Below are 26,139 nucleotides of genomic sequence, written 5' to 3' on the forward strand. Positions count from 1 at the left end.
AAGGAAAACATGAAGATCGCATTCATTGGCGGCGGCAACATGGCCACGGCCCTCGTTGCCGGCCTGGCCGGCCAAAGGATTAGCCAGACTCGCGGCGACGGCAGCCTGCACGTGGTGGACCCGAATACCGAAGCGCTCGAGCGCCTGGCAAGCCAGTACGGCGTCAGCACGGCGGCATCCATCGACGTGCAGGTGGGCGCCGCGGATGTCGTGGTGCTGGCGGTGAAGCCGCAGCAGATGCGCGAGGTCGCAGCCAGCCTCAAGCCCCTGTTGGGCGCACAGCCGCTGCTGCTGTCGATCGCGGCCGGCATCCGCATCGCCGACCTGTCGCGCTGGCTGGGCGGCTACAGCCGCATCGTGCGCTCGATGCCGAACACGCCGGCCCTGATCGCCATGGGCATCACCGGCATGGTGGCCGGCGCCGACGTCGACGATACCCAGCGCTCGGCCGCCGACAAGGTAATGCGCGCGGTTGGCCAGACCGTGTGGCTGAAAGACGAGAGCCAGATTGACCCGGTGACGGCGGTATCGGGCAGCGGCCCGGCTTATGTCTTCTACTTCCTGGAAGCGATGCAGCAGGCGGCGCAGGAAATGGGGCTGGATGCGGAGCAGGGCAGGCAGTTGGCGCTGGCCACCTTTACCGGCGCCGCGCAACTGGCGGCGCAATCAGGTGACCCGGTGGAAGTGCTGCGCCAGCGCGTCACGTCGAAAGGCGGCACGACGCATGCGGCGATCACCAGCATGGAGCAGGCGGGCGTGAAGGAAGCGATCGTCGCAGCGATGAAGGCGGCAGCTGCGCGCGGGCGCGCGTTGGGCGAAGAGCTCGGAAAAGACTGACTGGCGCGCTCATGCAGGACATTACGCGCATACGCCGGTGTGGAGCATCAGCTGCATCCGGGCTGCATCGAGCGGACGGCTGAACAGGTAGCCCTGGCCCTCGTTGCATTGGTGGGCCTTGAGAAATGCAAGCTGCCCTTCGTTCTCGACGCCTTCGGCGATGACACGCTGGTGCAGGTGCTTGCCCATGCCGATCACGGCGCTGACGATGACCCCGTTGGTTTCCGCCCCCGCATTGATCGCCTTGACGAACGACTGGTCGATCTTGAGCACGTCGATCGGAAACTGGTTCAGGTAGCTCAGGCTCGAATAGCCTGTGCCAAAGTCGTCCACGGCAATCTGCACGCCCATGGCCTTGAACCTGCCCAGCAGGGCGGCGCTGGTGGCGACATCGCGCATCAACACGCTTTCGGTCAGTTCGAGCTGCAGGCAGGTCGGGTCCACGCCGCTTGCGCCGAGGACGGCAATCGCGTGCTCCAGAAAATCCCGATGACGAAATTCCACGGCCGAGACGTTGACGGCGATCGACACCGGCGATATGCCCCTGCCTTGCCAAAGCACTGCCTGCGCGCAGGCTTCTTCCAGTACCCAGCGCCCGATCGGAACGATCAAGCCACATTCCTCGGCAATCACGATGAAACGCTCGGGCAACACCAGTCCCCATTCCGGATGCTCCCAGCGCAGCAGGGCTTCGACGCCGGTGATGCGGCCGGTTTCCAGGTCCACCTTGGGCTGGTAATGCAGCCTGAATTCGCGGCGTTCGAGCGCCCGACGAAGATTGCTTTCAATCAGTTGTCGTTCCATGGCGCGGGTGTTCATGTCATGGCGGAAGAATTGATAATTATTGCGCCCGCGCTCCTTGGCGTGGTACATCGCGGTGTCGGCATTCTTGATCAGGACAGCGGCATTCGTTCCGTCGGATGGAAAGACGCTGATGCCGATACTGGTCGAGGTATGCAGCTCCTGGCCGTCGATCAGGAAAGGCGTCGACAGCGCATGCAGGATCTTGTCCGCCGCCAGCGCCGCGTCTTGCGGCCGCCGTTCGTCGGCCAGCAGGATCACGAACTCATCGCCGCCGTGGCGGCTGACCGTGTCGGACGTGCGCACGCAATGGAGCAGGCGCTCCGACACCGCTTGCAGCAACTGGGCGCCGACGGCGTGCCCCAGGGAGTCGTTGATGTGCTTGAACTTGTCCAGGTCCAGGAACAACAGCACCGGCCTGGTATCGCTGCGTCTGGTCGACGCAATGGCCTGGGTGATGCGGTCGTTCAGCAGGACGCGGTTGGGCAGGTTGGTGAGGAAATCGTGCTGGGCCTGGTGCCGCATTTTCGACGTCAGCGCGACGGTGTCGGAGATGTCGCGGAAGACGATCACGGCGCCGACGAGCCGACCATCCAGATCGTGGATGGGTGTGGCCGAATCTTCAACCGGGATGCGCTTGCCATGCCGGCCGACAAGGATGGCCTCACCGGTAAAACCGAGGGCATGATCGCTTTCCAGCACATATTCAATCGGATTGAGAATCGGGCGCCCCGTGATGCCGTCGACGATGTTGAGTACTTCCGCGATGGGGCGCCCGCATGCCTCTTCCCGCGGCCATCCGGTGAGCAGTTCCGCCGAGACATTCAGGTAATCGGTGCGGCCATGCATATCGACGGAGATCACGGCATCGCCGATCGAGTTGAGCGTGATTTCCGCACGGGCCCGGGCGACATACAAACCCTGCTCCACCTTCATGCGCTCGATAATGTTGCGCAAGGACTGAGGCACCAGGTTATTGTCGAAGTAACCCTTCGACAGCCACCCCTGGGCGCCGCGCTGGACCGCCTCCTTGGCATCGTTCTCGTTGTCGAGGGCGCAAAGTGTCAGGATCGGGATGTGGCGTGCTGCTTGGTAACATCGATCGAAGCAGGCCAGGCCCTGGCAGTCCGGCAGCGCCAGCTCCAGCAGGATCGCATCGATCTCGCCCCGCTGGATTCGATCCACGCCCTGCGCCAGGGTAGCCACGCTCTCCACCTCGAAGGGGCCGTCATGGGCATTGCCCAAGGCATGCTTCAGGGTGCGGATATCGTCCGGACTGGAGGAAATGATGAGGACTCGGCTGGGCACGGTGCCTCCGGCTGTCGTTCGCACGGCTGTCGCGGTCCGGGCCGGCTGGCGCCGGCAAACCGAGCCACTGACGGACGCATCTCGGCGAACGTTGCGGCGACCGGTGCGAGCAGCGTAGATCGCCACCGACCGGGCCGGCGGCGCTGGAACGACCGAGTATAGGGTGTTTCACACGACTGTCAACCGGCCGGCGGCGTGTCAGTGGACCTCGAAGCCCTTCCACCTGAGCACAGGCAGCAGCCTCTGCACCAGCTTGTACGCCGACACCACCGCCGTCACGCTCCCCACCGCCCATTTCGGCTTGGTGATGAACAGACCGGCTGCCACGCCGGCCACGATCAGCGCCGCCTTCTGGTGCCGTGCTGCATAGGCCGGAATCAGGCCCAGCGTCTGCGGCGAGCCCAGCATCGCCACTTCGTGCGCCACCAGCGTGCGCTGGTCGGCGCACCTGGCCACCAGCGCCTCGCGGCGGGCGGCCAGGTCTGCGGATTTAGTAGCCATCTGCCGGTTCTCCCTTCAGCGCCTCGGCGTCCTTGCGCAGTTCCGCCAGGGTCGCCGGCAGCATCGGCGGACGCGCGGCCAGGCCGGCGCGCAGCTTCATCGCCGCGAAGGCGGTTCCCAGTCCGAACAGGACAGCCATGCCGCCCACGGCCGCCAGGCGGTGGGTGTCCCAGAACAGCACCAGCACGAACAGGATGACGAGGCCCAGCGTGAACAGCCCCAGCACCGCGGCCGCGAGGGCCCAGGCGAGGTAGCCGATCAGGCGGTGCGCGCCTTCCTGGAGTTCGATCGCAGCCAGCTCGAGACGCGTGCGCGCCAGGTCGAGCAGGTTGGCCGTGATTCGCTTGAGCCCCGCCGTGATACTCATCTTAGCGGCGCGAAATCAGCATGCCGATCACGACGCCGACGGCGGCGCCCAGGCCCACGGACTTCCATGGATTCTCGTGCACGTACTCGTCGGTGACGCGCGCCGCTTCCTTGGTCTTTTCCACAACGGTGTGCTGGTAGTCGCCCAGGCTTTCCTTGGCGGCCGAGAGGGTCTGCTCGAACTTGGCCTTGGCGGCCTTGAGCTCGTCACCGGTCAGGTGGCCGCCGTTGCGCAGCCAGGCCTCGGCGTCCTGGATGACGGTTTTCAGGTCGGACATCAGTTGGTCGCGGGTGCCGGTTTGGGTAGGGATCTTTTCCATCATGGTGGGCCTCGTTAAGTAAGGACGGGATAAGAGCGGGAATGCCTTTTGTGCAATATTACCTCATTGCATAGTCGAGCGCGACACCGCTGAACAGTGCGGCGCCCAGCCAGTTGTTGTGCCGGAATGCCTTGAAGCAGGCCATGCGGTCGCGGTGGCGGATCAGGGAGTAGTGGTAGAGCGCGATGCCGGCCGCCACCACCACGCCGCCCACGAACCACCAGCGCAGGCCCAGGTACCAGCCGCAGACCAGGTCGATCGCCAGCGCCAGCCCGTAGCACAGCATGATGGCCGCCACGTCGAAGCGGCCAAAGGTGATGGCCGAAGTGCGGATGCCGATCTTGAGGTCGTCGTCGCGGTCGACCATGGCGTATTCGGTGTCGTAGGCGACCGCCCAGAACACGTTCGCCACCAGGAGCCACCAGGCCACCGCCGGCACCGTGCCCTGCACGGCGGCGAAGGCCATCGGGATGCCGAAACCGAATGCGATGCCGAGGTAGGCCTGCGGGATGGCGAAGAAGCGCTTGAAGTAGGGGTAGGTGCCGGCCACGACAAGGGCCGCCACCGACAGCTGCTTGGTGAGCGGGTTCAGCGGCAGAATCAGGAGGAAGGCGAGCGCCGACAGCACCGCCGCCACCATCACCGCTTCCCAGCCGCGGATCTTGCCGCTGGTGAGCGGGCGATCGACGGTGCGCTTGACGTGCTTGTCGAAGTCGCGGTCGGCGTAGTCGTTGATGGCGCAGCCGGCGGAGCGCATCAGGGCGGTGCCGAGCACGAAGATCGCCAGCACCGTCATGTCGGGCACCCCGTTCGATGCCATCCACAGGGCCCACAGGGTCGGCCACAGTAGCAGGAGGATGCCGATGGGTTTGTCGGCACGGACCAGGCGGAAATAGAGCGCCAGCTTGTTCATGAGTCGCGTCTTGTCAGGCAAGAACTGTTGAGCAGAAGACAGGGATTCTACAGCCAGTCGGCTGAAGTGGCGGAGACGCGCGTCCGATGCGGAATGTTGCCATTTTGTTGTCATGGAGACGACATGTTTGTTTGTTTAAATGCATCAGATTCACCTCCGACCACCGCATTGGAAAGGCACAGCATGACCGACAACGACATCTCCCCCGACATGAGTTCCCCAACTCGCCGCAACCTGCTCAAGGGCCTGGCCGGCGCCACCGCGCTGCCCTTCGTGGGCGCTTTCGCCGCGCTGCAGTCGCAGCAGGCCATGGCCGCCAACGGCGCGACCACCCTGGTCGACAGCCCCTACGGCCCGATCGCCCCGGCCATGGACATCACGACCGGCCTGCCGCTGCTGCAGCTGCCGGCCGGCTTCACCTATAAAAGCTTCGGCTGGCGCGGCGACCTCATGACCGACGGCAAGACCTGCCCGGGCGGCCATGACGGCATGGGCGTGGTCCTGTCGCGCAAGGTCGGCCGCAGCACCGAGCTGGTGCTGGTGCGTAACCACGAGATCGGCGGAACCTCGCCAGGCAGCTTCCTGGACGCGCCCGCCGTCTACGACAGCGGCACCACCAGTGGCACGTCGAGCAACAAGTTCGGCGGCGGCACCACCAACCTGCTGTTCCGCGACGGGAACTGGGTCAGCATGACCCCGAGCCTGGGCGGTACCGCGACCAACTGCGCCGGCGGCATCACGCCCTGGGGCACCTGGCTCACCTGCGAGGAAGTCGGCTCGGATGCCGTCAGCACCGCGGGCAAGAAGCACGGTTACGTGTTCGAGGTGCATTCGAATCCGGCACTCACCACCGGCCAGCCGATCATCGGCATGGGCCGCTTCGCGCACGAAGCCGCCGCCGTCGACCCGGCCACCGGCATCGTGTACGAGACCGAAGATTCGTCGGGCAAGTCGGGCTTCTACCGCTACGTCCCGGACGTCAAGACCGGCGCACCGGGCAGCCTGGCCATGGGCGGCGTGCTGCAGATGGCCAAGGTCAAGGGCGTCGACAACGTCAACCTGGCCACCATGCCGGTCGATGCGAAAGTCGAACTGGAGTGGGTGAACATCGCCAATCCGGACGCCAACCGCGGCAACGCGACGGGCCTGAACGGCGTGGCCATCAGCAACGCCGCCGGTCCTTTCGTGCAGGGCTGGGTGCAGGGCGCCGCGCGCATGAACCGCGGCGAAGGCATCTGGTACGCGCAGGGCAAGATGTACGTGATGGACACCGCCGGTGGCGCAGTCCAGCGCGGCACGATCTGGGAGCTCGACCTGGCCACGCAGGTCTTGAAATGCATTTATTCGAGCCCGAGCGCCCTGGTGGGCAATATGGGCGACAACCTGACCGTCAGCCCGCGCAATGCGATCCTGATCTGCGAAGACGCCTCGACCGCCGCCACCGACCAGTTCGGCTTCGGCCAGCGCCTGATGGGCCTCACCGGCCTGGGCGACGCCTACATCTTCGCCAAGAACAACATCAACCTGAGCAGCGCCCAGTTGCAGGACGCGGGCAAGCTGGTCTCGCTCGCCGGTGACCGCCGCGCCAACGAATTCGCCGGCGCCTGCTTCGACCCGACCGGCCGCTACCTGTTCGTCAACATCCAGACCCCGGGCGTGAGCTTCGCGATCACCGGCCCTTGGGCCAAGGGCCCGCTGTAAGCACGATCCTGACCGAAACGGAGAATCTCATGAAACTGAACAAACTGTTTGCCGCCGCGTGCCTGGCCGCCGGGCTGGCATTGTCCGGCGCCGCCAACGCCGTCGTCCTGACCAGCGCTTCCGGCGCGAACCCTGTCGAAGATTTCAGCGGCACCGGCATGGTGGCATTCAACCTCGACCTCCAGGATTTCAGCAGCACCACGCTGAACTTCGTGCTGGATGCCGGCGACCTGCAAGGACCGCTGAGCTTCGACGCCCTGGTGCGCAACCTGGCCGGCGCCGACCTGAACCGCTTCAGCTTCCGCCTGCAGGGCATCCGCTTTGCCGGCGCCGGCACCGTCACCCCGGCCTTCGGCACCGTGGGCGCGGTCGACGCGGACGACAGCCTCGCTGTGATCAATTTCAGCACCCCGGAATACGCCGAGTTCCAGTTCGGCGACGTGTTCGGTATGCCGGGCCAGACCGACTGGCTGCTCGACACGACCGGCCTGCAGGCCGGCGACAGCTTCAGCATCACCGCCAGCGTGCCGGAACCCTCGACCGCCGCGTTGCTGCTGCCGATGCTGTGCATCGGCCTGATGGCCGCCGCACGCCGCCGCAAGAAGGACTGAGCGGGGAAGAGCTTGCCGGTACAATCGCCTTCTTACCGACAAGCTCTTTTTTTATCATGCACATCTGGGTCGACGCCGACGCCTGTCCTGCGGTTATCAAGGACATCCTTTTTCGCGTGGCCGAGCGCCTGCAGCTGGAGGTCACGCTCGTGGCCAACCAGCTGATCCGGGTGCCCGGCTCGCGTTTCATCCGTGCCTTGCAGGTACCGAGCGGCCCGGACGTGGCCGACGCCGAGATCGTCGCGCGCGTGAGCCCGGGCGACATCGTCGTGACCGGCGACATTCCGCTGGCGGCGCAGGTGCTGGAGAAGGGCGGCTTGCCGCTCAATCCGCGCGGCGACTGGTATACCAGGGACACGATCGCCCAGCAGCTGAGCATGCGCGCCTTCATGGAAGAGCTGCGCGGCAGCGGTGTCGATACCGGCGGGCCGGCCGCGTTCAGCCAGGCCGACAGCCGCAATTTTGCGAATGCGCTGGACCGCCAGCTGGCCCGTTCGCTCACCCGCAGGGTGGGCGGCTCCACCGGGGGACAGGAGTAATCGACGGCGTTCAACGCCGCCCACGCGTTCAAGTCACGATGAGCAGGCGCAACGGCTGTTCTCGCGCTGGTTGAACGCGTGGGCGGCGCTCAGGCAGTAGGCCACGCAGCTTGCCGGGTGGAGCCGCCCACCCTACGCGGCAGCTTCGAGGGAAATCATCTCCACGCCCGGCAAGCGGCACTCGCCGACCGCCTGCGCCACCGCGTCGATCGCCGCGCGGCGGGTGAAGCTCTTGCGCCAGACCAGCACCACCCGGCGCGAGGGCGCCGGATGGGCGAAGGGCACATAGGTCAGCATGCCGTTCGGGTCGTGCATGTCGGCCACCGAGGCGCGCGGCAGCACGGTCAGGCCGATCCCGCTCGCCACCATGTGGCGGATGGTCTCCAGCGAGGAACCTTCGAAGGTGCGCTGCATGCCGTTGCCTGGCGACGAATAGCGCGCCATCTCCGGGCACACTTCCAGCACCTGGTCGCGGAAGCAGTGGCCCGCCCCCAGCAGCAGCATGGTTTCCAGCTTCAGGTCGTCGGCCGGGATGTCGCGGCGCCTGGCCCAGGGGTGCGAACGCGGCATCGCCACCACGAAGGGTTCGTCGTACAGCGTCTGCATCGACATGCCGTGTTCCGGCAGCGGCAGCGCCACGATGGCGGCGTCGAGCTCGCCCTGGCGCAGCAGTTCGAGCAGCTTGTGGGTGTAGTTCTCCTGCAGCACCAGCGGCATCTGGGGTACGGTGTCGATCAGCTTCTTCACCAGCGGAGGAAGAAGATACGGGCCGATCGTGTAGATCACGCCGAGCCGCAGGGGGCCGGCCAGCGGATCCTTGTTCTGCTTGGCCAGTTCCTTGATGGCGGCGGTCTGCTCCAGCACGCGTTCGGCCTGGGCCACGATCTGCGCGCCCAGCGGCGTGACCGAGACCTCGGAGCCGCCGCGCTCGAACAGCGTCACCCCGAGCTCGTCCTCGAGCTTCTTGATGGCGACGGAGAGGGTGGGCTGGGCGACGAAGCAGGCTTCGGCGGCATGGCCGAAGTGCCTGGCGCGCGCAACGGCGACGATGTATTTCAGCTCGGTCAGTGTCATAGGCTTTCCGTCCCAGGATCCACGACTGTATTGACGCTTATCCTGACACAATGTTGGCATTTAGTCAGCCAAGATTTCATATTCTGTCGAAATCATAGTCTATATAATTGCTGGACAGGATTTCCGCCTGTGTTTTCACGAGGTACTCCATGTCGTCGACCTTCGGCCCGGCGGAAGCCCAGGCCTATATCCACAAGCTGCTGACGGTGATGCACCACCAGGGCGGCTCCGACCTGTTCATCTCCAGCGATTTCCCGCCCAGCATGAAGCACCAGGGCGCCATGAAGCCCCTGAGCCAGCAGCGCCTGTCCGGCGAGGTCACGCGCGCCCTCAGCATGTCGCTGATGAACGAGCGCCAGCGCGCTGAATTCGAGGCCGAGATGGAGTGCAACTTCGCGATCTCGCTGCCCGGCGTGTGCCGCTTCCGCGTCAACGTGTTCGTGCAGCAGCAGAGCGTGGGCATGGTGGTGCGCACGATCGCCTCCGAGATCCCGAACTTCGAGAAGCTCGACCTGCCCGAGGTGCTGAAGGACGTCGTCATGACCAAGCGCGGGCTGGTGCTGGTGGTCGGCGGCACCGGTTCCGGCAAGTCCACCACGCTGGCGGCGATGATCGACTACCGCAACAGCAACTCGCATGGCCACATCATCACGGTGGAAGACCCGGTCGAGTACGTCCACAAGAACAAGAACTGCCTGGTCACGCACCGCGAGGTCGGTGTCGACACCCATTCCTGGCACAACGCCCTGAAGAACACCCTGCGCCAGGCGCCGGACGTGATCCTGATCGGCGAGATCCGCGACACCGAGACCATGGAGCACGCGATCGCCTTTGCCGAGACCGGCCACCTGTGCCTGGGAACCTTGCACGCGAACAATGCCAACCAGACGCTCGACCGCATCATCAACTTCTTCCCGGAAGAACGGCGCAACCAGCTCTTGATGGACCTGTCGTCCAATTTGCGTGCGGTGGTCTCGCAGCGCCTGATCCGTACCGAGGATGGCAAGGGCCGCAAGGCGGCCATCGAGATCCTGCTCAACACGCCGACCATCAGCGAGATGATCCTGAAGGGGAACTTCCAGAACATCAAGGAGATCATGCACAAGTCGCGCGAGCTGGGCATGATGACCTTCGACGGAGCCTTGTACGAGCTGTACAACAAGGGCTTCATCGGCTACGACGAAGCGATCCGCAACGCCGACTCGGCCAACGGCCTGCGCCTGCAGATCAAGCTGTCGGGCGAGCGCAAGGGTCCGGATGGCAGCGCCGGCAAGGCCAGCGCGCTGTCGATGCAGATCGAGGAAGAACCGGAAGACGACGCACCCACCACCACGTAAGAAGAACCGTATGCCTGCATTCGAAAACAAGATCTGCACGCGCGCCGAACTGGCGCAGCGTATCGCCGCATTGCCCAAGCCGGTGGTGCTGACCAACGGCGTGTTCGACATCCTGCACCGCGGCCACGTGACCTATCTCGCCCAGGCGCGCGAGCTGGGCGGCGCGCTGGTGGTGGCGGCCAATACCGACGCGTCCGTGAAACGCCTGGGCAAGGGCGACGACCGCCCGCACAATACCCTGGCCGACCGCATGGCGGTGCTGGCGGCGCTGGAATCGGTCAGCCTGGTGGTCGACTTCGACGAGGACACCGCGCTCGAAGTGGTGCTGGAAGCAAAACCCGAGATCTACGCCAAGGGCGGCGACTACGACATGACGCAGATCCCGGAAGGGCAGGCGGTGCTGGCCTACGGCGGACGCGCGGTGGCGATCGACTTCGAGCATGACCGCTCGACCACCAGGCTGGTGGCCCGCATCCGGGGCTGAACAGGGGGACGGCATGCTGATCGCTCAAGTCACCGACCTGCACCTGCATGCCGACCCGGCCCATCCGAACCTGGCGCGCTTCCATCGCGTGCTCGATCACCTGCTGTCGCTCCGGCCCCGGCCCGCGCTGCTGGTGCTCAGCGGCGACCTGGCCGACGACGGGGCCGAGGCGAGCTACCGGCACCTGGAGGCGGCACTGGCGCACTGGCCGGGGCCGGTGCGCCTGGCGCTGGGCAACCACGACGATCGCAGGCATTTTCGCGCCGTGTTCGGCGACAGCCATTTTGCCGGCGATTTCGTGCAGGGACGCAGCGCCGTCGGCGGACTCCAGGTGCTGGTCCTCGACAGCGTCGAGGCAGGACGCAATGGCGGCGCCTTCTGCGAAGCGCGTGCGCAGTGGCTGCGCGCGACCCTGGACGACATCGGCGCGGCGCCCGTGCTGGTCTTCCTGCACCACCCGCCCGTCGATGTCGGCATCCCCTGGATCGACCCGGGAGCGGGGCAGGAATGGATTGCCCGCCTCGGTGGCGCCCTGCAGGGAGCGACGCTTGCGGGCATCTGCAGCGGCCACGTCCACCTGGGCGGCCTGTTCCGCTGGAAGGGGCGGACGGTCGTGACCTGTCCCTCATCGTCCTCGGACCTCAGCCTGGCATTCGCGCCCATGGACGCCGCGCAGCCCGACGGCCGGCCACTGGTGGAGCAGGGCGAGCCGGCCTTCGCGCTGCACCGCTGGCAGGATGGCGACCTGGCCACGCTGTTTGGCCGCTGTCCGCAACGGGTGATCGTGAATTGGGACGCGTCGACCGCGCCCATGGTGGCGCAGATGTTGAAGGAAAAACCCTCTATGCCAGACTAAGACCGCCCCATCACTCCACGTCACGATGCCGGGAGGGAGGGGACGTCCGTATCGTTATATTCGTCAAATATGCTATGGTTCGGTCACACTACACCGATTGAGCCATGCCTTCCAGTTTCCTTTCCATCGACGCTTCAAGCCGACAATCCCAACTCATGCATAAGGGCCCTCATGCGTTCTGGACCTGAAGCGTCTGCGACGGAAACAGCCCGCACGGCCGAAATCCCCCTTGCAGCGAGCGAGCGCGAGCTGCACTTCGCCGTCAAGGCCGGACGTCTCGGCATCTGGAGCCTGGATCTGGCGACGGGTGAGCTCACGAGCTCGGCGATCTGCCGTCTTAATTTCGGCCGCGATCCGGACGCGCCTTTCACCTATGCCGAACTGCGCGACGCTGTCCACCCCGACGATAGGGCGCGGATGGCCGAAGCCGTCGAGCACAGCATCGCTACTGGGGCGGACTACGACATCGAGTACCGGATCGTGACGCCGGGGGGCGGCGTGCGCTGCGTCGCCGTTCGCGGGCAGCTCGACCGTGCAAGAAATGGTGCGCCGCTCAAGATGACGGGTGTGTCGATCGACGTCACCGATTGGCGCCAAACCAAAAACAGGCTGAGCGAGCGCGAGGCGCGCTATCGCACCCTGTTCGATTCCATCGACGAGGGCTTCTGCGTCGTGCAGTTCATTGACGGGCCACACGGTCCGCTGTCTGACTACGTGCACCTGGAAGCGAATCCGGCCTACCTGCGCCACGCCGGGATTTCCGACATCGTCGGCAAGACCGCGCGTGAAAAGCTGACCGAGGGCGAGGCCGATGCCTGGGTCGCGATCTTCCGGAAAGTGCTTGAAACGGGCGAGCCGGTCCGTTTCGAACGCGCGCTCGAAGCCACCGACCGGCACCTGGAAGTGGCGTGCACGCGCATCGAGCCCGCTTCCAAGCAACAGCTAGCGATCATTTTCCAGGACGTCAGCGCGCGCAAGCGGGCGGAACGCAGGCTGCACGAGTTGAACGAGACTCTGGAGCATCAGGTCGTCGAACGTACGGCCGAGCGCGACCGGATGTGGGACACCTCGCCTTATCTCATGCTCATCATCGATTTCCAGGGCTATTTCAGGCGGGTGAATCCGGCGTGGACGTATATCCTCGGCTATGCATCGGACGAGCTGGTCGGTCGGCACGTGAACGAGTTCGTGGTGCCGGCCGACCACGCCACGACGGTCGAGGCCTACGAGACCGCGGCGGCGGGCGGCCGCCCGGCGATCGAGAACCGCTACCGGCACAAGGACGGTTCGGTGCGCTGGATCTCCTGGGTGGCGGTGCCCGCCGGCGACATCACCTATGCCACCGGCCGCGATATCACGGCCGACAAGGAGCGCGAGGCCGAGCTGGCCGCCAGGACCGCCGAGCGCGACCAGCTCTGGACGCTGTCGCAGGACATGCTGGCGCGGGCAAACTTCGAGGGCGGCATGTCGGCGGTCAGCCCGGCATGGACCCAGGTGCTGGGATGGAGCGAAGCCGAACTGCTGGCGCGTCCCTACGCGAGCTTCATGCATCCGGACGACATGCCGGCTACCCTGGAAGCGATCGGGCGCATGGCCGAGACGCACCAGCCGGCCCGTTTCGAAAACCGGATCGCCACCAGCGCAGGCGGCTGGAAGTACATCGAATGGACCGTCACGCCGGAACGCGATGGCGAGAATTTCGTCGCCGTCGGACGCGACCTCAGCGTGAACAAGGCGCGCGAGGCCGAACTCGAACAGGCCCAGCAATCCCTGCGCCAGTCGCAGAAGATGGAGGCGGTAGGCCAGCTCACGGGCGGCCTGGCGCACGACTTCAATAACCTGCTCGCCTCGATCAGCGGCGCCCTGCAGGTCCTGAAACTCAAGCTGCAGCGTGGCCAGTTCGGTGGGCTGGACCGATATATCGAAGTCGGTGAATCCTCCATACGCCGCGCCGCTTCGCTGACCCAGCGGCTGCTGGCGTTCTCGCGCCGCCAGACGCTCGATCCCAAGCCGGTCGACGTCAATCGCCTGATCGCAGGCATGGACGAGCTGGTGCGCCACTCGGTCGGGCCCATGGTCGAACTGGAGGTGGTCGGCGCGCCCGATCTCTGGCTGACCAGGGTCGATCCGTCCCAGCTTGAAAACGCGTTGCTCAACCTGTGCATCAACGCGCGCGATGCGATGATGCCCAGTGGGGGAAAGCTGACACTTGTTACGTCCAACCGCTGGATCGACGCGCATGCCGAGGAACAGGACATGGCGCCCGGACAGTACATCTCGCTGCGCGTCTCCGATACCGGCACCGGCATGCCGCCCGAGGTGGTGGCGCGCATCTTCGATCCCTTCTACACCACCAAGCCCCTGGGCGAAGGCACGGGCCTGGGACTGTCGATGGTCTACGGCTTCGTGCACCAGTCGGGCGGACAAGTGCGCGTCAGGTCGGAAGTCGGTCGCGGCACCAGCATGTGCCTGTACATGCCGCGCCATTCCGGTGCGGACCAGGCCGAGGCGGCCGTCGACCCTGTGCCGGTCAGTTCGGGCCATGGCGAGACGATCGTCCTCATCGAAGACGAGCACGCGCTGCGCGACATCGTCGAAGAAGTGCTGCGCGACGCCGGCTACCGCGTGCTCACGGCGCGCGATGGCCCGACCGGCCTGCAGATACTGAACTCGGACGCGCGGGTGGATCTCCTGGTGACGGATGTGGGCCTGCCCGGGGGGCTGAATGGTCGCCAGGTGGCCGATGCTGCCAGGTTGCAGCGTCCCGGCCTCAAGGTGTTGTTCGTGACCGGCTATGCCGATACGGCGGCCGTCGGTGACGGCAAGCTGGCGCCAGGCATGGAATTGATCACGAAGCCGTTCGAGATCGCCGCGCTGACCTACAAGGTGCGCGCCCTGATCGACGCGCGCCGGGCGCAGTGAATCGCCGGCTCCGTGGCAATATTGCGGACATCTACACAACGAGCAAGCCCTGATGCGCATCCTGCTGGCCGAAGACGACGCCTCCCTCGGCGACACCATCCAGTCCTGGCTGCGCCTGGACGGGCATGCGGTCGACTGGGTACGCCGTGGCGATTCGGCGCAAACCGCGCTGGCGACCCACCGCTACGATTGCGTGCTGCTCGATCGCGGGCTGCCGGGTCTGTCGGGCGACGCCTTGCTGGGCGCCTTGCGCGCGGCCCGCAACACCGTGCCGGTCATCATGATCACCGCCTTCAATACGCTGTCCGACCGGGTCGGGGGGCTGGACCTCGGCGCCGACGATTACCTGGTCAAGCCTTTCGAGCTCGAGGAGATGTCGGCGCGCATCCGGGCCGCGGTGCGGCGCGGCGCCAGCCAGGCCAGCAACCTGCTGGCGCATGCCGGCATCACACTCGACCTGGAAACGCGGCAGGCCAGCCTGCACGGCCAGCCGGTGGCGCTCACGGCGCGCGAATACCATGTGCTGGCCGCACTGCTGCAGCGCAAGCACGGCATCGTCACCCGCGCCCAGATCGAGGAAAACCTGTATGGCTGGGGCGAAGAGGTCGAGAGCAATGCCATCGAGGTCTACATCCACAACCTGCGCAAGAAATTCGGCAGCGACAGCATCGTCACCGTCCGCGGGCTCGGCTACCGCATGAAGGAAGATGCCTAGCCCGGCCGGCGCCTGGTCGCTGCGGCGGCGCCTGCTGGCCGCGATCCTGGCCGCCAGTACCGTGCTGTGGCTGGCCAGCCTCGCCACGCTGACCGCGATCGCCTGGCGCGAAACCGGCGAGGTGTTCGACGACGCGCTCGAAGAGTCGGCCTATATGCTGATGGGGGCCACCACCGACCTCGATGCGCGCGGCCTGCTGGCGCCGCTGCCGCCGCCGGATGGCGACGGGATGCGCCGGGTCGACATGCAATACCAGGTCGTCGCCGGCGGCCAGGTGGTCCAGCGCAGCGCCGACGCGCCGGCCCGGCCCTTCGTCGGCGGTTTCGACGACGACCACGGCTTCGCCGACCTGCGCGTGGATGGCGACCATTGGCGCGTCTTCGTGGTGCGCGACGAGGCGCGCCGCTTCGAAGTGCAGGTGGGCCAGCGCGCCGACAAGCGCTTCGATATCCTGGAAGAGCTGGGCGAAGCCCTGTGGCTGCCGGTGCTGGGCTTCCTGCTGCTATTGACGCTGGTCTGCTGGTGGCTGACCGGACGCGTGCTGGCGCCGCTGCGGCGCACGGCCGCCGCGATCGCGGCCAAGACGCCCGACGACCTGGCCCAGGTGGCCGATACCGGGCAGCCGCGCGAGCTGCTGCCGATCGTCGGCGCCCTGAACGGTGTACTGGCGCGCCTGGAGGCGGCGCTGCAGGCCGAGCGCCGCTTCACCGCCGATGCGGCCCATGAGTTGCGCACCCCGCTGGCGGGCCTGCACATGCACGTGCAACTGCTGCAACGCCAGCATCCGGCGCTGGCGGCGCCTTTCCAGAAACTGCGCCAGGATGTGGCGCGCCTGACGGCCCTGGTCGACAGCCTGCTCACCCTGGCGCGCCTCGATCCGCTCGCCAGCGCGCAACTGGCCGGCCAGCCGGTCGCGCTGCGGCCCCTGTTCGATGCGCTGGCGGCCGAGCATGCCGACGAAGCGGCGCAGCGCGGCATCGCCCTGAGCCTGCGCAGCGACATCGAGAGCGTCCGCGCGGACCCGCAGATGCTGGGCATCGTGCTGCGCAACTTGCTCGCCAATGCCCTGCGCTATTGCCCGGCCGGCAGCCGGGTCGAGCTCGCGGCCCGCTGCCACGGCGGGCGCGCCAGGATCAGCGTGCGCGACGACGGCCCCGGCGTCGATGCCGCCAGCCTGCGGCGCCTGAGCGAGCGGTTTTTCCGCGTGCTGGGGCAGGAGGCAGATGGAAGCGGGCTCGGCCTGTCGATCGTCCGGCGCATCGCCGACCTGCACGGCGTGACGCTCGGCTTCGGTCCCGGCCTCGACGGACGCGGGCTGGGGGTGACGCTCGACTGGCCTGCCACCGAGCTTTAAGATAAGCGCTGTCACCTTTAGCTATGGATGAGGATTGAACTGCTGAGCTCCTTAACGGTCGAACACCCGTCTGCATCGACGGGAGCCGGCCATGAAAGCACCCAGTTTCAAGAAATGGTTCGCACGACTGCCTGCGCTCAACCAGCCGCAGCGCCTGCAAACACTGGCCGCCCTGCATCCGGCCGCCGGTCTCGACCAGGTAATCGCGCTCATCGGGCAAATCGGCGCAGTGGCGCGCCGCTGCCCGCGTTGCACTAGCGCCCGCCATTACCGCCATGGCCAGGCCAATAACCTGCAGCGCTACCGCTGCCGTGACTGCGGGCGCACCTTCAACGATCTGAGCGGCACACCGCTGGCGCGGCTGCGCCTGCGCGAGAAATGGCTCGATTATCTCAGTGCGCTGCGCGAATCGAAGCCGGTGCGCACCGCCGCCGTTGACACCGGCGTTCACCGCAACACCGCCTTTCGCTGGCGCCACCGTTTCCTCGACCGGGTCAAGCACGACCTGCCGCAGCGCCTGCACGGCATTGTCGAGGCCGACGAGATGTTCATCCTGGAATCGCAAAAGGGTTCACGCAAGCTGGACCGGACGCCGCGCAAACGGGGTGGCAGTGCAAGAAAACGCGGCATCTCGAACGAACTCGACTGCATCCTGGTGGCACGCGACCGCAGCAGGCAGACGATCGGTGCACTGGTCGGCCGCGGCGCTCTCAAAATGGCGCAACTGGAGCGCCATCTGTTGCCCAGGTTGGATGATCACGTGCTCCTGGTCAGCGATTCGAATGCGGCTTACCGCGCATTTTCACGCAAACATGGCATCGCTCACCAGGCGGTCAACCTGCGGGCAGGGCAGCGGGTACGTCACGGCGCTGCCGGCGCAATCCATGTGCAGAGCGTCAATGCCTACCACCAGCGCTTGCACCAATGGCTGCTCCGGTTTCATGGCGTGGCTTCACGCTACCTGCCGAACTACCTGGGCTGGCATCGGGCACTTGATGGAGAGAGGGCCACTTCTGTCGAACAATGGCTGCGCATCGCAATCGACGTCATCAACATAAAACGGTGACAGCGCCTTAAGATACGGTTAATGTTCGCCCGGTCCAATGCGCCTGTGTCCCATCAACCAGGAGCGACCATGAAACGCATTCTTCACATTTCCTGCATCACCGGCCTGCTGGCCGCATCGGCATTCGCCGTCGGCCAGCCGGCCGGCTATACGGGGCCGAGCACAGCGGCGCCGAGTGCCAAGGCAGCGCCCGGCGCCTACACCGGGCCATCGAGCGTCCCGCTGATGACGGCCAAGGACTTACTCGACAAGGGCAAGGACGAGCAGCACGCGCGCCTGCAGGGCAGGCTGGTCAGCCACAAGGGCGGGGAAGACTACGTGTTCGCCGACCAGAGCGGCAAGCTGACGGTCGAGATCGACGCCAAGCTGTTCCCGGCAGGCAGCAGCATCGACCAGAACACGCTGGTCGAGCTGAGCGGGGAATACGAGAAGGAAACCTTCGGCGACGCGAGCTTCGAGGTCAAGCAGCTCAAGCTCGTCGGCAAATAAACGTCCTGGCCCCGGGCGGCGCCCGCATCACGCCGCCCTGTGGGGGCCTTCGGCGTGGCGCACGCCCGCCGGTCGGTTTGCCGCTTCCAGGCCCGTCAGCCGGATTTCCGGGTTGGCCAGGTGGATGGTCTGGGTCGGGTAGGCAAACTCGATGCCTTCCTGCTCGAAGCGGTCGAACAGGGCGAAATTGATCGCCTGCTGGATGTCCATGTAGACACTGTAATCCGGCTTTTGCACGATGTAGACGACCTCGAAGTCGATCGAAGAAGCGCCATACGACTTGAAGTGGGCGCGGTCGAATTTCACGTCGGGCTGCGCTTCGACCGCCTCGCGCAGGATGCCGGGAATGGCGCGCAGCTGCGCCTTGCTGATCTCGTAGGTGACGCCGATGCCGAACACGATGCGGCGGGTCTGCATGCGCTTGAAGTTGCGGATCCGGCTCTGCAACAGGTCGCTGTTCGAGAACACGATCTGCTCGCCGCCCAGTCCGCGGATGCGGGTCGTCTTCAGGCCAACGTACTCGACGGTACCCGAGAAGTCGTCCACCGAGATGAAATCGCCCACCACGAAAGGCTTGTCGAGCACGATCGACAGCGACGAAAACAGGTCACCCAGGACGTTCTGCAGCGCCAATGCCACGGCGATACCGCCGATGCCGAGGCTGGCCACCAGCGTGGTGATATTGACCCCGAAGTTATCCAGGATCATCAGGATGATCACGGCCCAGATCACGGTGCGTGCAACGAAACCGAGCGCGGCGGTGGAGGTAGTGGCCGCGGCATCCCCGCTGGTACGCCGCGTGCGGTAGTAATGCAGCCAGCCATGCACGGCGACGTCACCCCAGCGCGCCACCTGCAGCAGGAATGCGCCCACCGCCAGGTGCGACAGGAGGGTCGTGTTCTTGGCCGGCAGCGTCAGCCACTGCGACCCGGCGTAGATGCCCATCACCAGGATGAACAGCAGGTTGGTGGCCGACAGCACGCGGATGGCGAGGTCGTCGACCCAGGTCGCGGTGTGCGAGGCGATTTTTTGCAGGCGCCGGACGATCAGCTTGTTAGCCGCGTACAAGACCACGCAGGTGGCGAGGGCGATGCCGGCGGCAATCGACCAGGTGAGCAGGTCGTTGCCCCAAAAAACATAATTCATAGCTTTCCTTTCCATGCGCGATTCTTGTTCAGGTTGCCACAAGCCCGGCACGGTGCGGCGCACGCGCGATGCGTCGGTTGCAGTGCTGTCGCGGTCGGCGGAGAGCGGTTCGCCCTCATGAGCGATGGCCGGGAAGGAGGAGAGCACCGGGACACCGGCGCAGAACTGAAATGTGTCGAGCATTCAGTGTACCCGAAATAATACATTTGAACAAATGTATGTTCCAACTCGAAAGGCAACAGCGCGGAAAGCCGGACTGTGCTGGTATCATGTCCGCGCCCGAGGCGCGCAAGCGCCGTGCCGAAAAGACCAAGCCATGAGTGAATCCGACAACATGTTCGCGCCCCAGACAGCGGGGCGCGTTACCCACCGCTTCAGTCTGCTGCTGGACAAGGCCGACGACGACGTCATCGACAGCAGCCTGCGCTCCGGCGTCGAGCTGCGCGGCGCCACGCCCTGGATCCTGATGTTCGCGATCCTGGTCGCGTCGATCGGCCTGAACATCAATTCGCCGGCCGTGATCATCGGGGCGATGCTGATTTCGCCGCTGATGGGCCCGATCGTCGGGATCGGCTACGGCATCGGCATCTATGACTTCCCGCTGATCCGGCGCTCGCTGGCCAACCTCGGGATCGCCGCCCTCATCAGCCTGGCGACCTCGACCCTGTATTTCCTGGTCACGCCGCTCGACGAGGCGCAGTCCGAGCTGCTGGCGCGGACCACCCCGACCCTGTGGGACGTGCTGATCGCGCTGGCCGGCGGCCTGGCCGGCATCATCGGCATGACGCGGCGCGAAAAATCGAACGTGATTCCCGGTGTGGCGATCGCCACCGCGCTGATGCCGCCGTTGTGCACGGCCGGCTACGGCCTGGCCAATGGCGATTGGGCGGTGTTCGGCGGGGCCTTCTACCTGTTCTCGATCAACTGCGTCTTCATCGCGGTCTCGACCGTGATCGTCATCGAATACCTGCGCCTGCCGCACCGCAAGTTCGTCGACGGCAGTGTCGAGCGCCGCGTCAAGCGTACCTTGCTCGTTGTCGTCCTGCTGACCGGTCTTCCCAGCATCTACCTGGCGATCCAGCTGGTGGACAACGAGGTGTTCGGCAAGCGCGCGCGCCAGTTCGTGCGCGAGGAGTTCGGCGGTGGCCCCACGCACGTGGTCGACACCCGCCTGAGTCCCTTGCAGCGCAAGATCGAGCTGACCCTGATCGGCCCGCGCATGCCGGCCGCGGCGATCCAGGCCATCGAGAAGCGGCTCCCCCAGGCCGGACTGGAGGGCAGTTCGCTGGTGGTACACCAGGCCGAGGACAGCCGGGTCGACGTCGGCGTGCTGAAGGCCGACATCCTGGCCGAGATCTACCGCGACACCCAGGAAGGCCTGCGCGAGCGCGACGCCACCATTGCCGGGTTGCGCCAGGAGCTGGCGCGGCGCGATGCCTGGCGCGAGATCGCCGCCGACGTCGGCGCCGAATTCGTCGCCCAGCATCCGGATTGCGCGGAAGTGCTGATGGGCGTGACCCTGGTGGCGGGCGCGGACGGAAAGATGGCCGACGTGCCGACCCTCACGGCCAGCTGCAGGCGCGCGCTCGGGAAGGCGGATGTCGAGCGGGCGCAGGCCTGGCTGGTCACCCGCACCAAGTCACCGGGCGCGCGCCTGGTGCTGCTGCCGCCGCCGCGCCGGCGCTAGCGGCGCTTTTCCTTGTCCTTGCCGCCGGCGAAGACTTCGATCTTCTTGGTCGGGCCGGAGACGATCAGCAGGTCGGCCGGCAGCACCCGCGTCTCGGGAAGCGCATGCTCGAAATCCTCGTTCGCACGTTTGATGCCCACGACCGTGACGCCGAAGCGCGAGCGCACATGCGACTCGGCCAGCGTCAGGCCATGGGTATGGGCCGGCGCCCGGATCTTCGCGATGGCGAAGCCATCTTCGAATTCGATGAAGTCCATCATGCGGCCCGTGATCAGGTGCGCCACGCGCGCGCCCATGTCCGCCTCGGGGAAGATCACGTGGTGCGCCCCGATGCGCTGGGCGATCTGGCCATGCTCCGGGGTCTGCGCCTTGACCCAGATATCCTTGATGCCGAGCTCGGTCAGCACCATCAGGGTCATCAGGCTGGCGGCCAGGTTCGAGCCGATCGCGACGATGGCATGGGAGAAATCGGCCACGCCCAGCTGCAGCATGATGTTCTCGTTGGTCGAGTCGGCCTGCACGGCATGGGTCAGGCGGTCGCCCCAGAATTGCACCAGGTCGTCCTTGTTGTCGATGCCCATGACGTCATGGCCCATGCGCATCAGCGACTGGGCCACGGCGCCGCCGAAGCGTCCGAGGCCGATCACGACCACGCTGTCGCTCGCCGAAAAGGCGAACTGCTCAGTAAAAATCCTACCCAACAATTGGATGTTCCTCCGGATAACGATAAGGCATGCGGCGTTCCCCCAGCACGAGCGAGGTGGCCAGGGTAATGGTGCCAACCCGGCCGACGAACATCAGCAGGGTCAGGAGCAATTGGCCTTCGGCGGGCAGGTCGGCCGTGATGCCGGTCGACAGGCCGGTACTGCCGAAGGCCGCGATCACTTCAAAAATGACGCGGCCGATCGGCAGGTCGGTCATGCGCAGCAGGACCACGGTGGACAGCGCCACGATGATGCTGCCCAGGACCAGCACCGTGATGGCCTGGCGCTGGACCGAGGCGCCGACGCGCCGCCCGAAAGCCTCTGAATCGGGGTGGCCTTTCGCTTCCGCGATGACCAGCAGGGCCAGCACGGCGATGGTGCCGACCTTGACGCCGCCCGCGGTGCCGCCGCTGCCGCCGCCGATGAACATCAACAGATAGTGCACGGCCCAGGTCTCTTGCGTCAAGGCGCCGATATCGACCGTATTGAAGCCGGCGGTGCGCGCGGCCACCGATATGAACATGCTGTTCAAGAGTTTATCCAGCATGGAGAACGGGCCCAGGGTGCGTGGATTGTTCCATTCCAGCGCGACCACCGCGACGAAGCCGCCCAGCAGCAGGATGAGCGTCCCGGCCAGGGTCAGCTTGGTGTGCAGCGACCAGTGGCGCGGGTCGCGGAAGCGGTGGCGCAGGTCGTGCAGCACCGGGAAGCCGATGCCGCCGATGACGATGGCGAACATGACCGGCACCAGGATCCAGGCGTCGCCGGCGTAGCGCACCAGGCTGTCAGCATGGGTCGAGAAGCCGGCATTGTTGAAGCTGGACGCAGCATGGAACAGCCCGCTCCACGCGGCATCGCCCCAGTCGAGACCATGGCCCAGGTGCAGTCTGAGCGTCAGGACTGCGAACAAAAGGAGCTGGCAGGCCAGGGCCACCTTGAACACGATCTTCGCCACGCTCGAGATGTCGCCGAGCCCGAGCAGGCGGGTTTCGGTCTGGGTCATCATGCGGGTGCGCAGGCGCGGCGAACGGTTGACCATCAGCCCGAGCAGCGTCGCGGCCGTCATCAGGCCGAATCCGCCGAGCTGGAACAGGAGCATGATGATGGCCTGGCCGAAGCCGGACCAGTAGCTGCCGGTATCGACGATGGCCATGCCGGTCACGCACACCGCCGACACCGCGGTGAAGAAAGCGACCAGCAGCGGCGCCGGCAGCCCGTCGGCGCGCGCGGCCGGCAGCGTGAGCAGCAGCGTGCCGGCCAGGATCGCCAGCAGGAAGGCCAGGGCGACCGCCCGGGCGGGATGGATCAGTGTCTTCATGCGCGCATCCGGCGTGGGGCGCGCAGTACTGCGATGTCGGTTCGTGGGTTCATGGTGAACCCGAACCCTAGCACATCCTTCTACTGCCGGGTACGGCGCGCACGCCAGCCCACCCCGAGCAGGCCGGCAACCAGCATCGCCCAGGTGTGCGGTTCGGGCGCCTGCGACATGATGTTCAGCTGGGTGTCGCTGGTCCAGTACAGGTGGCGCTCGGTGGTCATGCCGGGGTTGAACTCGTAGGCATAGTGCTGGTCGCCGGTGGTGATCAAGCGGCCGCCGCCGACCCAGCCTTCGGGGTCGCTGCCGTAGCTGCCGACGCTGAAGTGCAGGCCCGCATCCCGGGAGAACGAAAAGCCGCTTGCGCCGCAGGTGTAATAGGCGTTGCTGGCGGCGGCGCAGGCTACGTAGTCGAGCTCACCAACGACCAGGCTCAGCAGCTCATCTTTTTCGAGCAGGCCGTCGCTGTCGAGGTCATTGCCGCGGAAGGAGCCGGAAATGATTTCCTCGGGCAGGAAGCTGTTCGACACACTGTCGTAGAAGCCGGTGAAGGAAAAACCCCAGGAAATGGTATCGGAGGAAGGGGAGCCAGGTGCGGCGTGGGCGGCGCTGCAGCACAGAAGCAGGGCGCCGGTAGAGAGAAACTTCTTCATTTGAAACCTCGGGCAAAACAGGAAATTCCGATCGGGACACATAATCAGCCTACTCCTGTTCGCCGGATACTGTCGCGCTAACTTGTGGAAATTTCCAATTTGTGTCGTGCCTGCGCGACAATAAGTAACATTGCTGTGAGGAATGCCGAGGATGGGATTCAGGCGCCGCCGGCGTAGCCGTTCTGGCGCCATGCCTCGTAGACGACCACCGCCACCGTGTTGGACAGGTTCAGGCTGCGGTTGTCCGGCATCATCGGCAGGCGGATGCGCTGGGCGGGCGGGAAGCTTTCGCGCAGGCTTGGGTCGAGGCCGCGCGATTCGGCGCCGAACACGAACACGTCACCCGGTTTGAATGCCGCATCGGCGAAGGACGAGGATCCATGGGTGGTCAGGGCGAACATGCGCGCCGGGTCGGGCTGGGCATCGGTTAGATACGCTTCCCAGTTCTTGTGCACCTTCATGGAGGCGTAGTCGTGGTAGTCCAGCCCGGCGCGCCGCATCTTGGCATCGTCGAGCGGGAAGCCGAGTGGCTCGACCAGGTGCAGCTGGACGCCGGTGTTGGCGCACAGGCGGATGACGTTGCCGGTATTCGGCGGGATTTCCGGTTCGACCAGGACGACATGAAACAAGGGGTTCTCCTCTCTTACTACAGTGACGACAGTTCAGTGGGGCGGCGTGCGGGCGAACACGAAATTGGTCACGCGCGCCGCGCCGGCGCACTTGAGTACGCCGGCAATTTCATCGAGTGTATGGCCGCTGGTCATGACGTCGTCGACCACGCCGACGTGCCGTCCCTGCAAGCTCCCTTGGCTGCCGGCGACGGCGAAGGCGCCGCGCACGTTGCGGCGGCGCTCGCCGGGCGCCACGCCCGACTGCGCGGCCGTTTCCACGCGCCGTTCGAGCAGGCGCGGCGCCAGCGCGATGCCGAGCGCGGCGGACAGCGGCCGGGCCATCTCGAGCGCCTGGTTGTAGCCGCGCTCTACCAGGCGGCGCGGCCCCAGCGGCACTGGGCACAGCAGGTCCGGCAACGCCAGGCGCCGGGACGCAGTGCGTGACAGCACTGCGTCGCGCAAGCGGCCCGCCATCCACGGCGCCAAAGCCAGCCGGCTGCCGAACTTCAGCTGCAGGATCAGCCGGTCGACCGGCTCGGCATAGGCGCAGGCGGTGACGGTGGCCTCGAAGGACGGCGGATCGGCCAGGCAGGCGCCGCAAGGTCGTTCGCCGTCCTCGGCGCCGGCCGGGTTGGCGCAGCGGGAGCAGCGCGGCTGGACCTCACCCACATAGGCCTGCGAACAGGCCCGGCAGACCGCTTCCGCGCCCAGGGCGCCGCACAGCACGCAGCTGGAAGGGAGCAGGGCATCGAGCAGGGAGCGGGAAAGCGAGGAGGAGGGGCGGGCCATCTACGCGAAACCACGGGAGCATGTACACTCCGCCATTATCTCACCATCCGTTTCATCACCATGGCTTCACCGCAACCTTCCCGGATGAGCGCGCCGATCGATCAGGCGCGCGTCCGTTCCCTGTTCGCCCAGCCCGGCCGCGTCCAGTCATCCGACTTCCTGCGCCGCGAGATCGCCCAGCGCATGCACGAGCGCCTGCAGCTCGTGAAGATCGCCCCGAAACAGGTGCTCGACGCCGGCTGCGGCGAAGGCAGAGACCTGGCCCTGCTGCAGAAAACCTATCCGGCAGCCCAGATCCTGGGCATCGACGCCGCGCCCGCGATGGCGAGCGCGGCCAGCCAGCCGTCGGCTGCGCCGGCGATGCGTTCGCTGAACCAGATGCTCAGCCGTTTGCTGCCGGCCAAGGCCGGCGTCGACATCCTGTGCGGCGACTTCGGCAACCTGCCGTTTGGGACGAACTCGCTCGACCTGCTGTGGTCGAACCTGGCGCTGCACTGGCATCCGCAGCCCGACCGCGTGTTCGCCGAATGGCGCCGCACCTTGCGGGTCGACGGCCTGCTGATGTTCTCGAACTTCGGCCCGGACACCTTTGCCGAGCTGCGCACCGCCTTTGCCGCGCTGGACGACACCCCGCACACGCTGCCTTTCGTCGACATGCACGACTTCGGCGACCAGCTGGTCGAGGCGGGCTTTTCCACTCCGGTCATGGACATGGAGCGCATCACCGTCACCTACGACACGGTAACGGCACTGCTGGCCGACGTGCGCGCGCTCGGCGGCAACCCGCTGGCCACGCGCCGGCGCGGGCTGGTCGGGCGGGCGGCATGGCAGCGCATGCTGGATGCCTTCGAGGCCCAGCGCCGCCCGGACGGCAAGCTCGCGCTGAGCTTCGAGGTCATCTACGGACACGCGTTTCGTCCGGCGCCGAAGACCACCGCTGCCGGAGAAGCGATCGTGCGTTTCCAGCCGCGCAAGCCTCAATAACGTGTGGCAACAACAGCGCCCGATTTTCCTTGAATAAAAATTACTGGTTTGATTAT

General features: G+C 66.0%; 26 protein-coding genes. 14 read left to right on the top strand and 12 right to left on the bottom strand.

Translation table 11 applies throughout. The annotated features are described in order from the left end of the window. Positions 1-9 precede the first annotated feature (9 nt). A complete protein-coding gene (proC, locus tag AC56LU_RS11730) occupies positions 10-837 on the top strand; it encodes a pyrroline-5-carboxylate reductase (RefSeq protein ID WP_497175778.1) in 828 nt (275 codons plus the stop codon). Between the two features lie 21 nt (positions 838-858). Here proC and AC56LU_RS11735 read toward each other — a convergent pair whose 3' ends face one another. The 5 genes from AC56LU_RS11735 to ubiA form a co-directional block, all read right to left on the bottom strand. Further along, positions 859-2,946, bottom strand: coding sequence for a putative bifunctional diguanylate cyclase/phosphodiesterase (locus tag AC56LU_RS11735; RefSeq protein WP_497175779.1), 2,088 nt, complete (start codon positions 2,944-2,946; stop codon positions 859-861). Between the two features lie 198 nt (positions 2,947-3,144). Then, entirely contained in the window at positions 3,145-3,447 is a 303-nt protein-coding gene (locus tag AC56LU_RS11740) for a hypothetical protein (protein ID WP_497175780.1), read from the bottom strand. Beyond that, a complete protein-coding gene (locus tag AC56LU_RS11745) occupies positions 3,437-3,814 on the bottom strand; it encodes a phage holin family protein (RefSeq protein ID WP_497175781.1) in 378 nt (125 codons plus the stop codon). Before AC56LU_RS11745 ends, AC56LU_RS11740 begins: the two co-directional genes overlap by 11 nt. Position 3,815: 1 nt before the next feature. Continuing rightward, positions 3,816-4,136 carry an ElaB/YgaM/YqjD family protein gene (locus AC56LU_RS11750; protein WP_497175782.1) on the bottom strand — a complete coding sequence of 107 codons (321 nt, stop codon included), beginning with the start codon at positions 4,134-4,136 and terminating at the stop codon, positions 3,816-3,818. 55 nt (positions 4,137-4,191) lie between these two features. Then, the gene (ubiA, locus tag AC56LU_RS11755) at positions 4,192-5,046 is read right to left on the bottom strand and encodes a 4-hydroxybenzoate octaprenyltransferase (RefSeq protein ID WP_497175783.1); all 855 of its coding nucleotides are present in this window, start codon (positions 5,044-5,046) and stop codon (positions 4,192-4,194) included. A 183-nt stretch (positions 5,047-5,229) separates the two neighbouring features. On the opposite strand from ubiA, the gene AC56LU_RS11760 reads away from it, so the two are divergent. From AC56LU_RS11760 to AC56LU_RS11770, 3 genes are read left to right on the top strand one after another with little or no spacing between them, the layout of a single operon-like run. Further along, positions 5,230-6,747 (top strand): PhoX family protein, encoded by a 1,518-nt coding sequence (locus AC56LU_RS11760; protein WP_497175784.1) that lies wholly within the window; start codon positions 5,230-5,232, stop codon positions 6,745-6,747. Positions 6,748-6,776: 29 nt separating this feature from the next. Continuing rightward, positions 6,777-7,358, top strand: a complete 582-nt coding sequence (locus AC56LU_RS11765) for a PEP-CTERM sorting domain-containing protein (RefSeq protein WP_497175785.1) — start codon at positions 6,777-6,779, stop codon at positions 7,356-7,358. Positions 7,359-7,414: 56 nt separating this feature from the next. Continuing rightward, complete coding sequence (locus AC56LU_RS11770) at positions 7,415-7,897, top strand: YaiI/YqxD family protein (protein ID WP_497175786.1); 483 nt, start codon at positions 7,415-7,417, stop codon at positions 7,895-7,897. 132 nt (positions 7,898-8,029) lie between these two features. Here the strand turns inward: AC56LU_RS11770 and AC56LU_RS11775 are convergent, their stop codons facing one another. Beyond that, positions 8,030-8,971, bottom strand: coding sequence for a hydrogen peroxide-inducible genes activator (locus tag AC56LU_RS11775; RefSeq protein WP_497175787.1), 942 nt, complete (start codon positions 8,969-8,971; stop codon positions 8,030-8,032). A gap of 149 nt (positions 8,972-9,120) precedes the next feature. On the opposite strand from AC56LU_RS11775, the gene AC56LU_RS11780 reads away from it, so the two are divergent. The 8 genes from AC56LU_RS11780 to AC56LU_RS11815 all read left to right on the top strand — a co-directional run bounded on the left by AC56LU_RS11780 (position 9,121) and on the right by AC56LU_RS11815 (position 18,194). Continuing rightward, positions 9,121-10,308 carry a PilT/PilU family type 4a pilus ATPase gene (locus AC56LU_RS11780; protein WP_497175788.1) on the top strand — a complete coding sequence of 396 codons (1,188 nt, stop codon included), beginning with the start codon at positions 9,121-9,123 and terminating at the stop codon, positions 10,306-10,308. Between the two features lie 10 nt (positions 10,309-10,318). Beyond that, positions 10,319-10,792 (top strand): adenylyltransferase/cytidyltransferase family protein, encoded by a 474-nt coding sequence (locus tag AC56LU_RS11785; protein ID WP_497175789.1) that lies wholly within the window; start codon positions 10,319-10,321, stop codon positions 10,790-10,792. Positions 10,793-10,805: 13 nt separating this feature from the next. Next, on the top strand, positions 10,806-11,648 hold the full coding sequence (locus tag AC56LU_RS11790; RefSeq protein WP_497175790.1) for a metallophosphoesterase: 843 nt from the start codon (positions 10,806-10,808) through the stop codon (positions 11,646-11,648). A 171-nt stretch (positions 11,649-11,819) separates the two neighbouring features. Further along, positions 11,820-14,570 (top strand): hybrid sensor histidine kinase/response regulator, encoded by a 2,751-nt coding sequence (locus AC56LU_RS11795; protein WP_497175791.1) that lies wholly within the window; start codon positions 11,820-11,822, stop codon positions 14,568-14,570. 52 nt (positions 14,571-14,622) lie between these two features. Beyond that, the gene (locus AC56LU_RS11800; protein WP_497175792.1) at positions 14,623-15,285 is read left to right on the top strand and encodes a response regulator transcription factor; all 663 of its coding nucleotides are present in this window, start codon (positions 14,623-14,625) and stop codon (positions 15,283-15,285) included. After that, positions 15,278-16,639: an ATP-binding protein gene (locus AC56LU_RS11805; RefSeq protein ID WP_497175793.1), complete on the top strand. Its 1,362-nt coding sequence runs from the start codon at positions 15,278-15,280 to the stop codon at positions 16,637-16,639. Before AC56LU_RS11800 ends, AC56LU_RS11805 begins: the two co-directional genes overlap by 8 nt. 91 nt (positions 16,640-16,730) lie before the next feature. Then, positions 16,731-17,705, top strand: a complete 975-nt coding sequence (locus AC56LU_RS11810; RefSeq protein ID WP_497175794.1) for an IS1595 family transposase — start codon at positions 16,731-16,733, stop codon at positions 17,703-17,705. A gap of 69 nt (positions 17,706-17,774) precedes the next feature. Beyond that, on the top strand, positions 17,775-18,194 hold the full coding sequence (locus AC56LU_RS11815; protein WP_497175795.1) for a YgiW/YdeI family stress tolerance OB fold protein: 420 nt from the start codon (positions 17,775-17,777) through the stop codon (positions 18,192-18,194). 27 nt (positions 18,195-18,221) lie between these two features. On the opposite strand, the gene AC56LU_RS11820 is transcribed toward AC56LU_RS11815, so the two are convergent. Continuing rightward, positions 18,222-19,340, bottom strand: coding sequence for a mechanosensitive ion channel family protein (locus AC56LU_RS11820; RefSeq protein ID WP_497175796.1), 1,119 nt, complete (start codon positions 19,338-19,340; stop codon positions 18,222-18,224). Positions 19,341-19,656: 316 nt separating this feature from the next. Between AC56LU_RS11820 and AC56LU_RS11825 the strand changes: the two genes are divergently transcribed. Beyond that, positions 19,657-21,027, top strand: coding sequence for a DUF389 domain-containing protein (locus AC56LU_RS11825; RefSeq protein WP_497175797.1), 1,371 nt, complete (start codon positions 19,657-19,659; stop codon positions 21,025-21,027). Here the strand turns inward: AC56LU_RS11825 and AC56LU_RS11830 are convergent. The 5 genes from AC56LU_RS11830 to AC56LU_RS11850 all read right to left on the bottom strand — a co-directional run bounded on the left by AC56LU_RS11830 (position 21,024) and on the right by AC56LU_RS11850 (position 25,099). Beyond that, positions 21,024-21,731 (bottom strand): potassium channel family protein, encoded by a 708-nt coding sequence (locus tag AC56LU_RS11830; RefSeq protein WP_497175798.1) that lies wholly within the window; start codon positions 21,729-21,731, stop codon positions 21,024-21,026. The two genes, AC56LU_RS11825 and AC56LU_RS11830, sit on opposite strands and share 4 nt — an antisense overlap. After that, entirely contained in the window at positions 21,721-23,049 is a 1,329-nt protein-coding gene (locus AC56LU_RS11835) for a TrkH family potassium uptake protein (RefSeq protein ID WP_497175799.1), read from the bottom strand. Before AC56LU_RS11835 ends, AC56LU_RS11830 begins: the two co-directional genes overlap by 11 nt. An 80-nt stretch (positions 23,050-23,129) precedes the next feature. Continuing rightward, entirely contained in the window at positions 23,130-23,699 is a 570-nt protein-coding gene (locus tag AC56LU_RS11840) for a PEP-CTERM sorting domain-containing protein (protein WP_497175800.1), read from the bottom strand. 158 nt (positions 23,700-23,857) lie between these two features. After that, positions 23,858-24,328, bottom strand: coding sequence for a tRNA (uridine(34)/cytosine(34)/5-carboxymethylaminomethyluridine(34)-2'-O)-methyltransferase TrmL (gene trmL / locus AC56LU_RS11845; protein ID WP_497175801.1), 471 nt, complete (start codon positions 24,326-24,328; stop codon positions 23,858-23,860). A gap of 33 nt (positions 24,329-24,361) precedes the next feature. Next, positions 24,362-25,099, bottom strand: a complete 738-nt coding sequence (locus AC56LU_RS11850; RefSeq protein WP_497175802.1) for a ComFC family protein — start codon at positions 25,097-25,099, stop codon at positions 24,362-24,364. A gap of 84 nt (positions 25,100-25,183) precedes the next feature. Between AC56LU_RS11850 and AC56LU_RS11855 the strand changes: the two genes are divergently transcribed. After that, positions 25,184-26,083 (top strand): methyltransferase domain-containing protein, encoded by a 900-nt coding sequence (locus AC56LU_RS11855; RefSeq protein WP_497175803.1) that lies wholly within the window; start codon positions 25,184-25,186, stop codon positions 26,081-26,083. The last annotated feature ends 56 nt before the right edge of the window (positions 26,084-26,139 follow it).

The organism is Telluria sp. PB2R4 (assembly GCF_059685695.1).

What these genes read in the sequence shown, in the direction of transcription:
- proC (WP_497175778.1), top strand. Translation starts at nt 10, where the DNA reads ATGAAGATCGCATTCATTGGCGGCGGCAACATGGCCACGGCCCTCGTT.
- AC56LU_RS11740 (WP_497175780.1), bottom strand. Translation starts at nt 3,447, where the DNA reads ATGGCTACTAAATCCGCAGACCTGGCCGCCCGCCGCGAGGCGCTGGTG.
- AC56LU_RS11745 (WP_497175781.1), bottom strand. Translation starts at nt 3,814, where the DNA reads ATGAGTATCACGGCGGGGCTCAAGCGAATCACGGCCAACCTGCTCGAC.
- AC56LU_RS11750 (WP_497175782.1), bottom strand. Translation starts at nt 4,136, where the DNA reads ATGATGGAAAAGATCCCTACCCAAACCGGCACCCGCGACCAACTGATG.
- ubiA (WP_497175783.1), bottom strand. Translation starts at nt 5,046, where the DNA reads ATGAACAAGCTGGCGCTCTATTTCCGCCTGGTCCGTGCCGACAAACCC.
- AC56LU_RS11760 (WP_497175784.1), top strand. Translation starts at nt 5,230, where the DNA reads ATGACCGACAACGACATCTCCCCCGACATGAGTTCCCCAACTCGCCGC.
- AC56LU_RS11765 (WP_497175785.1), top strand. Translation starts at nt 6,777, where the DNA reads ATGAAACTGAACAAACTGTTTGCCGCCGCGTGCCTGGCCGCCGGGCTG.
- AC56LU_RS11770 (WP_497175786.1), top strand. Translation starts at nt 7,415, where the DNA reads ATGCACATCTGGGTCGACGCCGACGCCTGTCCTGCGGTTATCAAGGAC.
- AC56LU_RS11775 (WP_497175787.1), bottom strand. Translation starts at nt 8,971, where the DNA reads ATGACACTGACCGAGCTGAAATACATCGTCGCCGTTGCGCGCGCCAGG.
- AC56LU_RS11780 (WP_497175788.1), top strand. Translation starts at nt 9,121, where the DNA reads ATGTCGTCGACCTTCGGCCCGGCGGAAGCCCAGGCCTATATCCACAAG.
- AC56LU_RS11785 (WP_497175789.1), top strand. Translation starts at nt 10,319, where the DNA reads ATGCCTGCATTCGAAAACAAGATCTGCACGCGCGCCGAACTGGCGCAG.
- AC56LU_RS11790 (WP_497175790.1), top strand. Translation starts at nt 10,806, where the DNA reads ATGCTGATCGCTCAAGTCACCGACCTGCACCTGCATGCCGACCCGGCC.
- AC56LU_RS11795 (WP_497175791.1), top strand. Translation starts at nt 11,820, where the DNA reads ATGCGTTCTGGACCTGAAGCGTCTGCGACGGAAACAGCCCGCACGGCC.
- AC56LU_RS11800 (WP_497175792.1), top strand. Translation starts at nt 14,623, where the DNA reads ATGCGCATCCTGCTGGCCGAAGACGACGCCTCCCTCGGCGACACCATC.
- AC56LU_RS11805 (WP_497175793.1), top strand. Translation starts at nt 15,278, where the DNA reads ATGCCTAGCCCGGCCGGCGCCTGGTCGCTGCGGCGGCGCCTGCTGGCC.
- AC56LU_RS11810 (WP_497175794.1), top strand. Translation starts at nt 16,731, where the DNA reads ATGAAAGCACCCAGTTTCAAGAAATGGTTCGCACGACTGCCTGCGCTC.
- AC56LU_RS11815 (WP_497175795.1), top strand. Translation starts at nt 17,775, where the DNA reads ATGAAACGCATTCTTCACATTTCCTGCATCACCGGCCTGCTGGCCGCA.
- AC56LU_RS11820 (WP_497175796.1), bottom strand. Translation starts at nt 19,340, where the DNA reads ATGAATTATGTTTTTTGGGGCAACGACCTGCTCACCTGGTCGATTGCC.
- AC56LU_RS11825 (WP_497175797.1), top strand. Translation starts at nt 19,657, where the DNA reads ATGAGTGAATCCGACAACATGTTCGCGCCCCAGACAGCGGGGCGCGTT.
- AC56LU_RS11835 (WP_497175799.1), bottom strand. Translation starts at nt 23,049, where the DNA reads ATGAAGACACTGATCCATCCCGCCCGGGCGGTCGCCCTGGCCTTCCTG.
- AC56LU_RS11840 (WP_497175800.1), bottom strand. Translation starts at nt 23,699, where the DNA reads ATGAAGAAGTTTCTCTCTACCGGCGCCCTGCTTCTGTGCTGCAGCGCC.
- AC56LU_RS11850 (WP_497175802.1), bottom strand. Translation starts at nt 25,099, where the DNA reads ATGGCCCGCCCCTCCTCCTCGCTTTCCCGCTCCCTGCTCGATGCCCTG.
- AC56LU_RS11855 (WP_497175803.1), top strand. Translation starts at nt 25,184, where the DNA reads ATGAGCGCGCCGATCGATCAGGCGCGCGTCCGTTCCCTGTTCGCCCAG.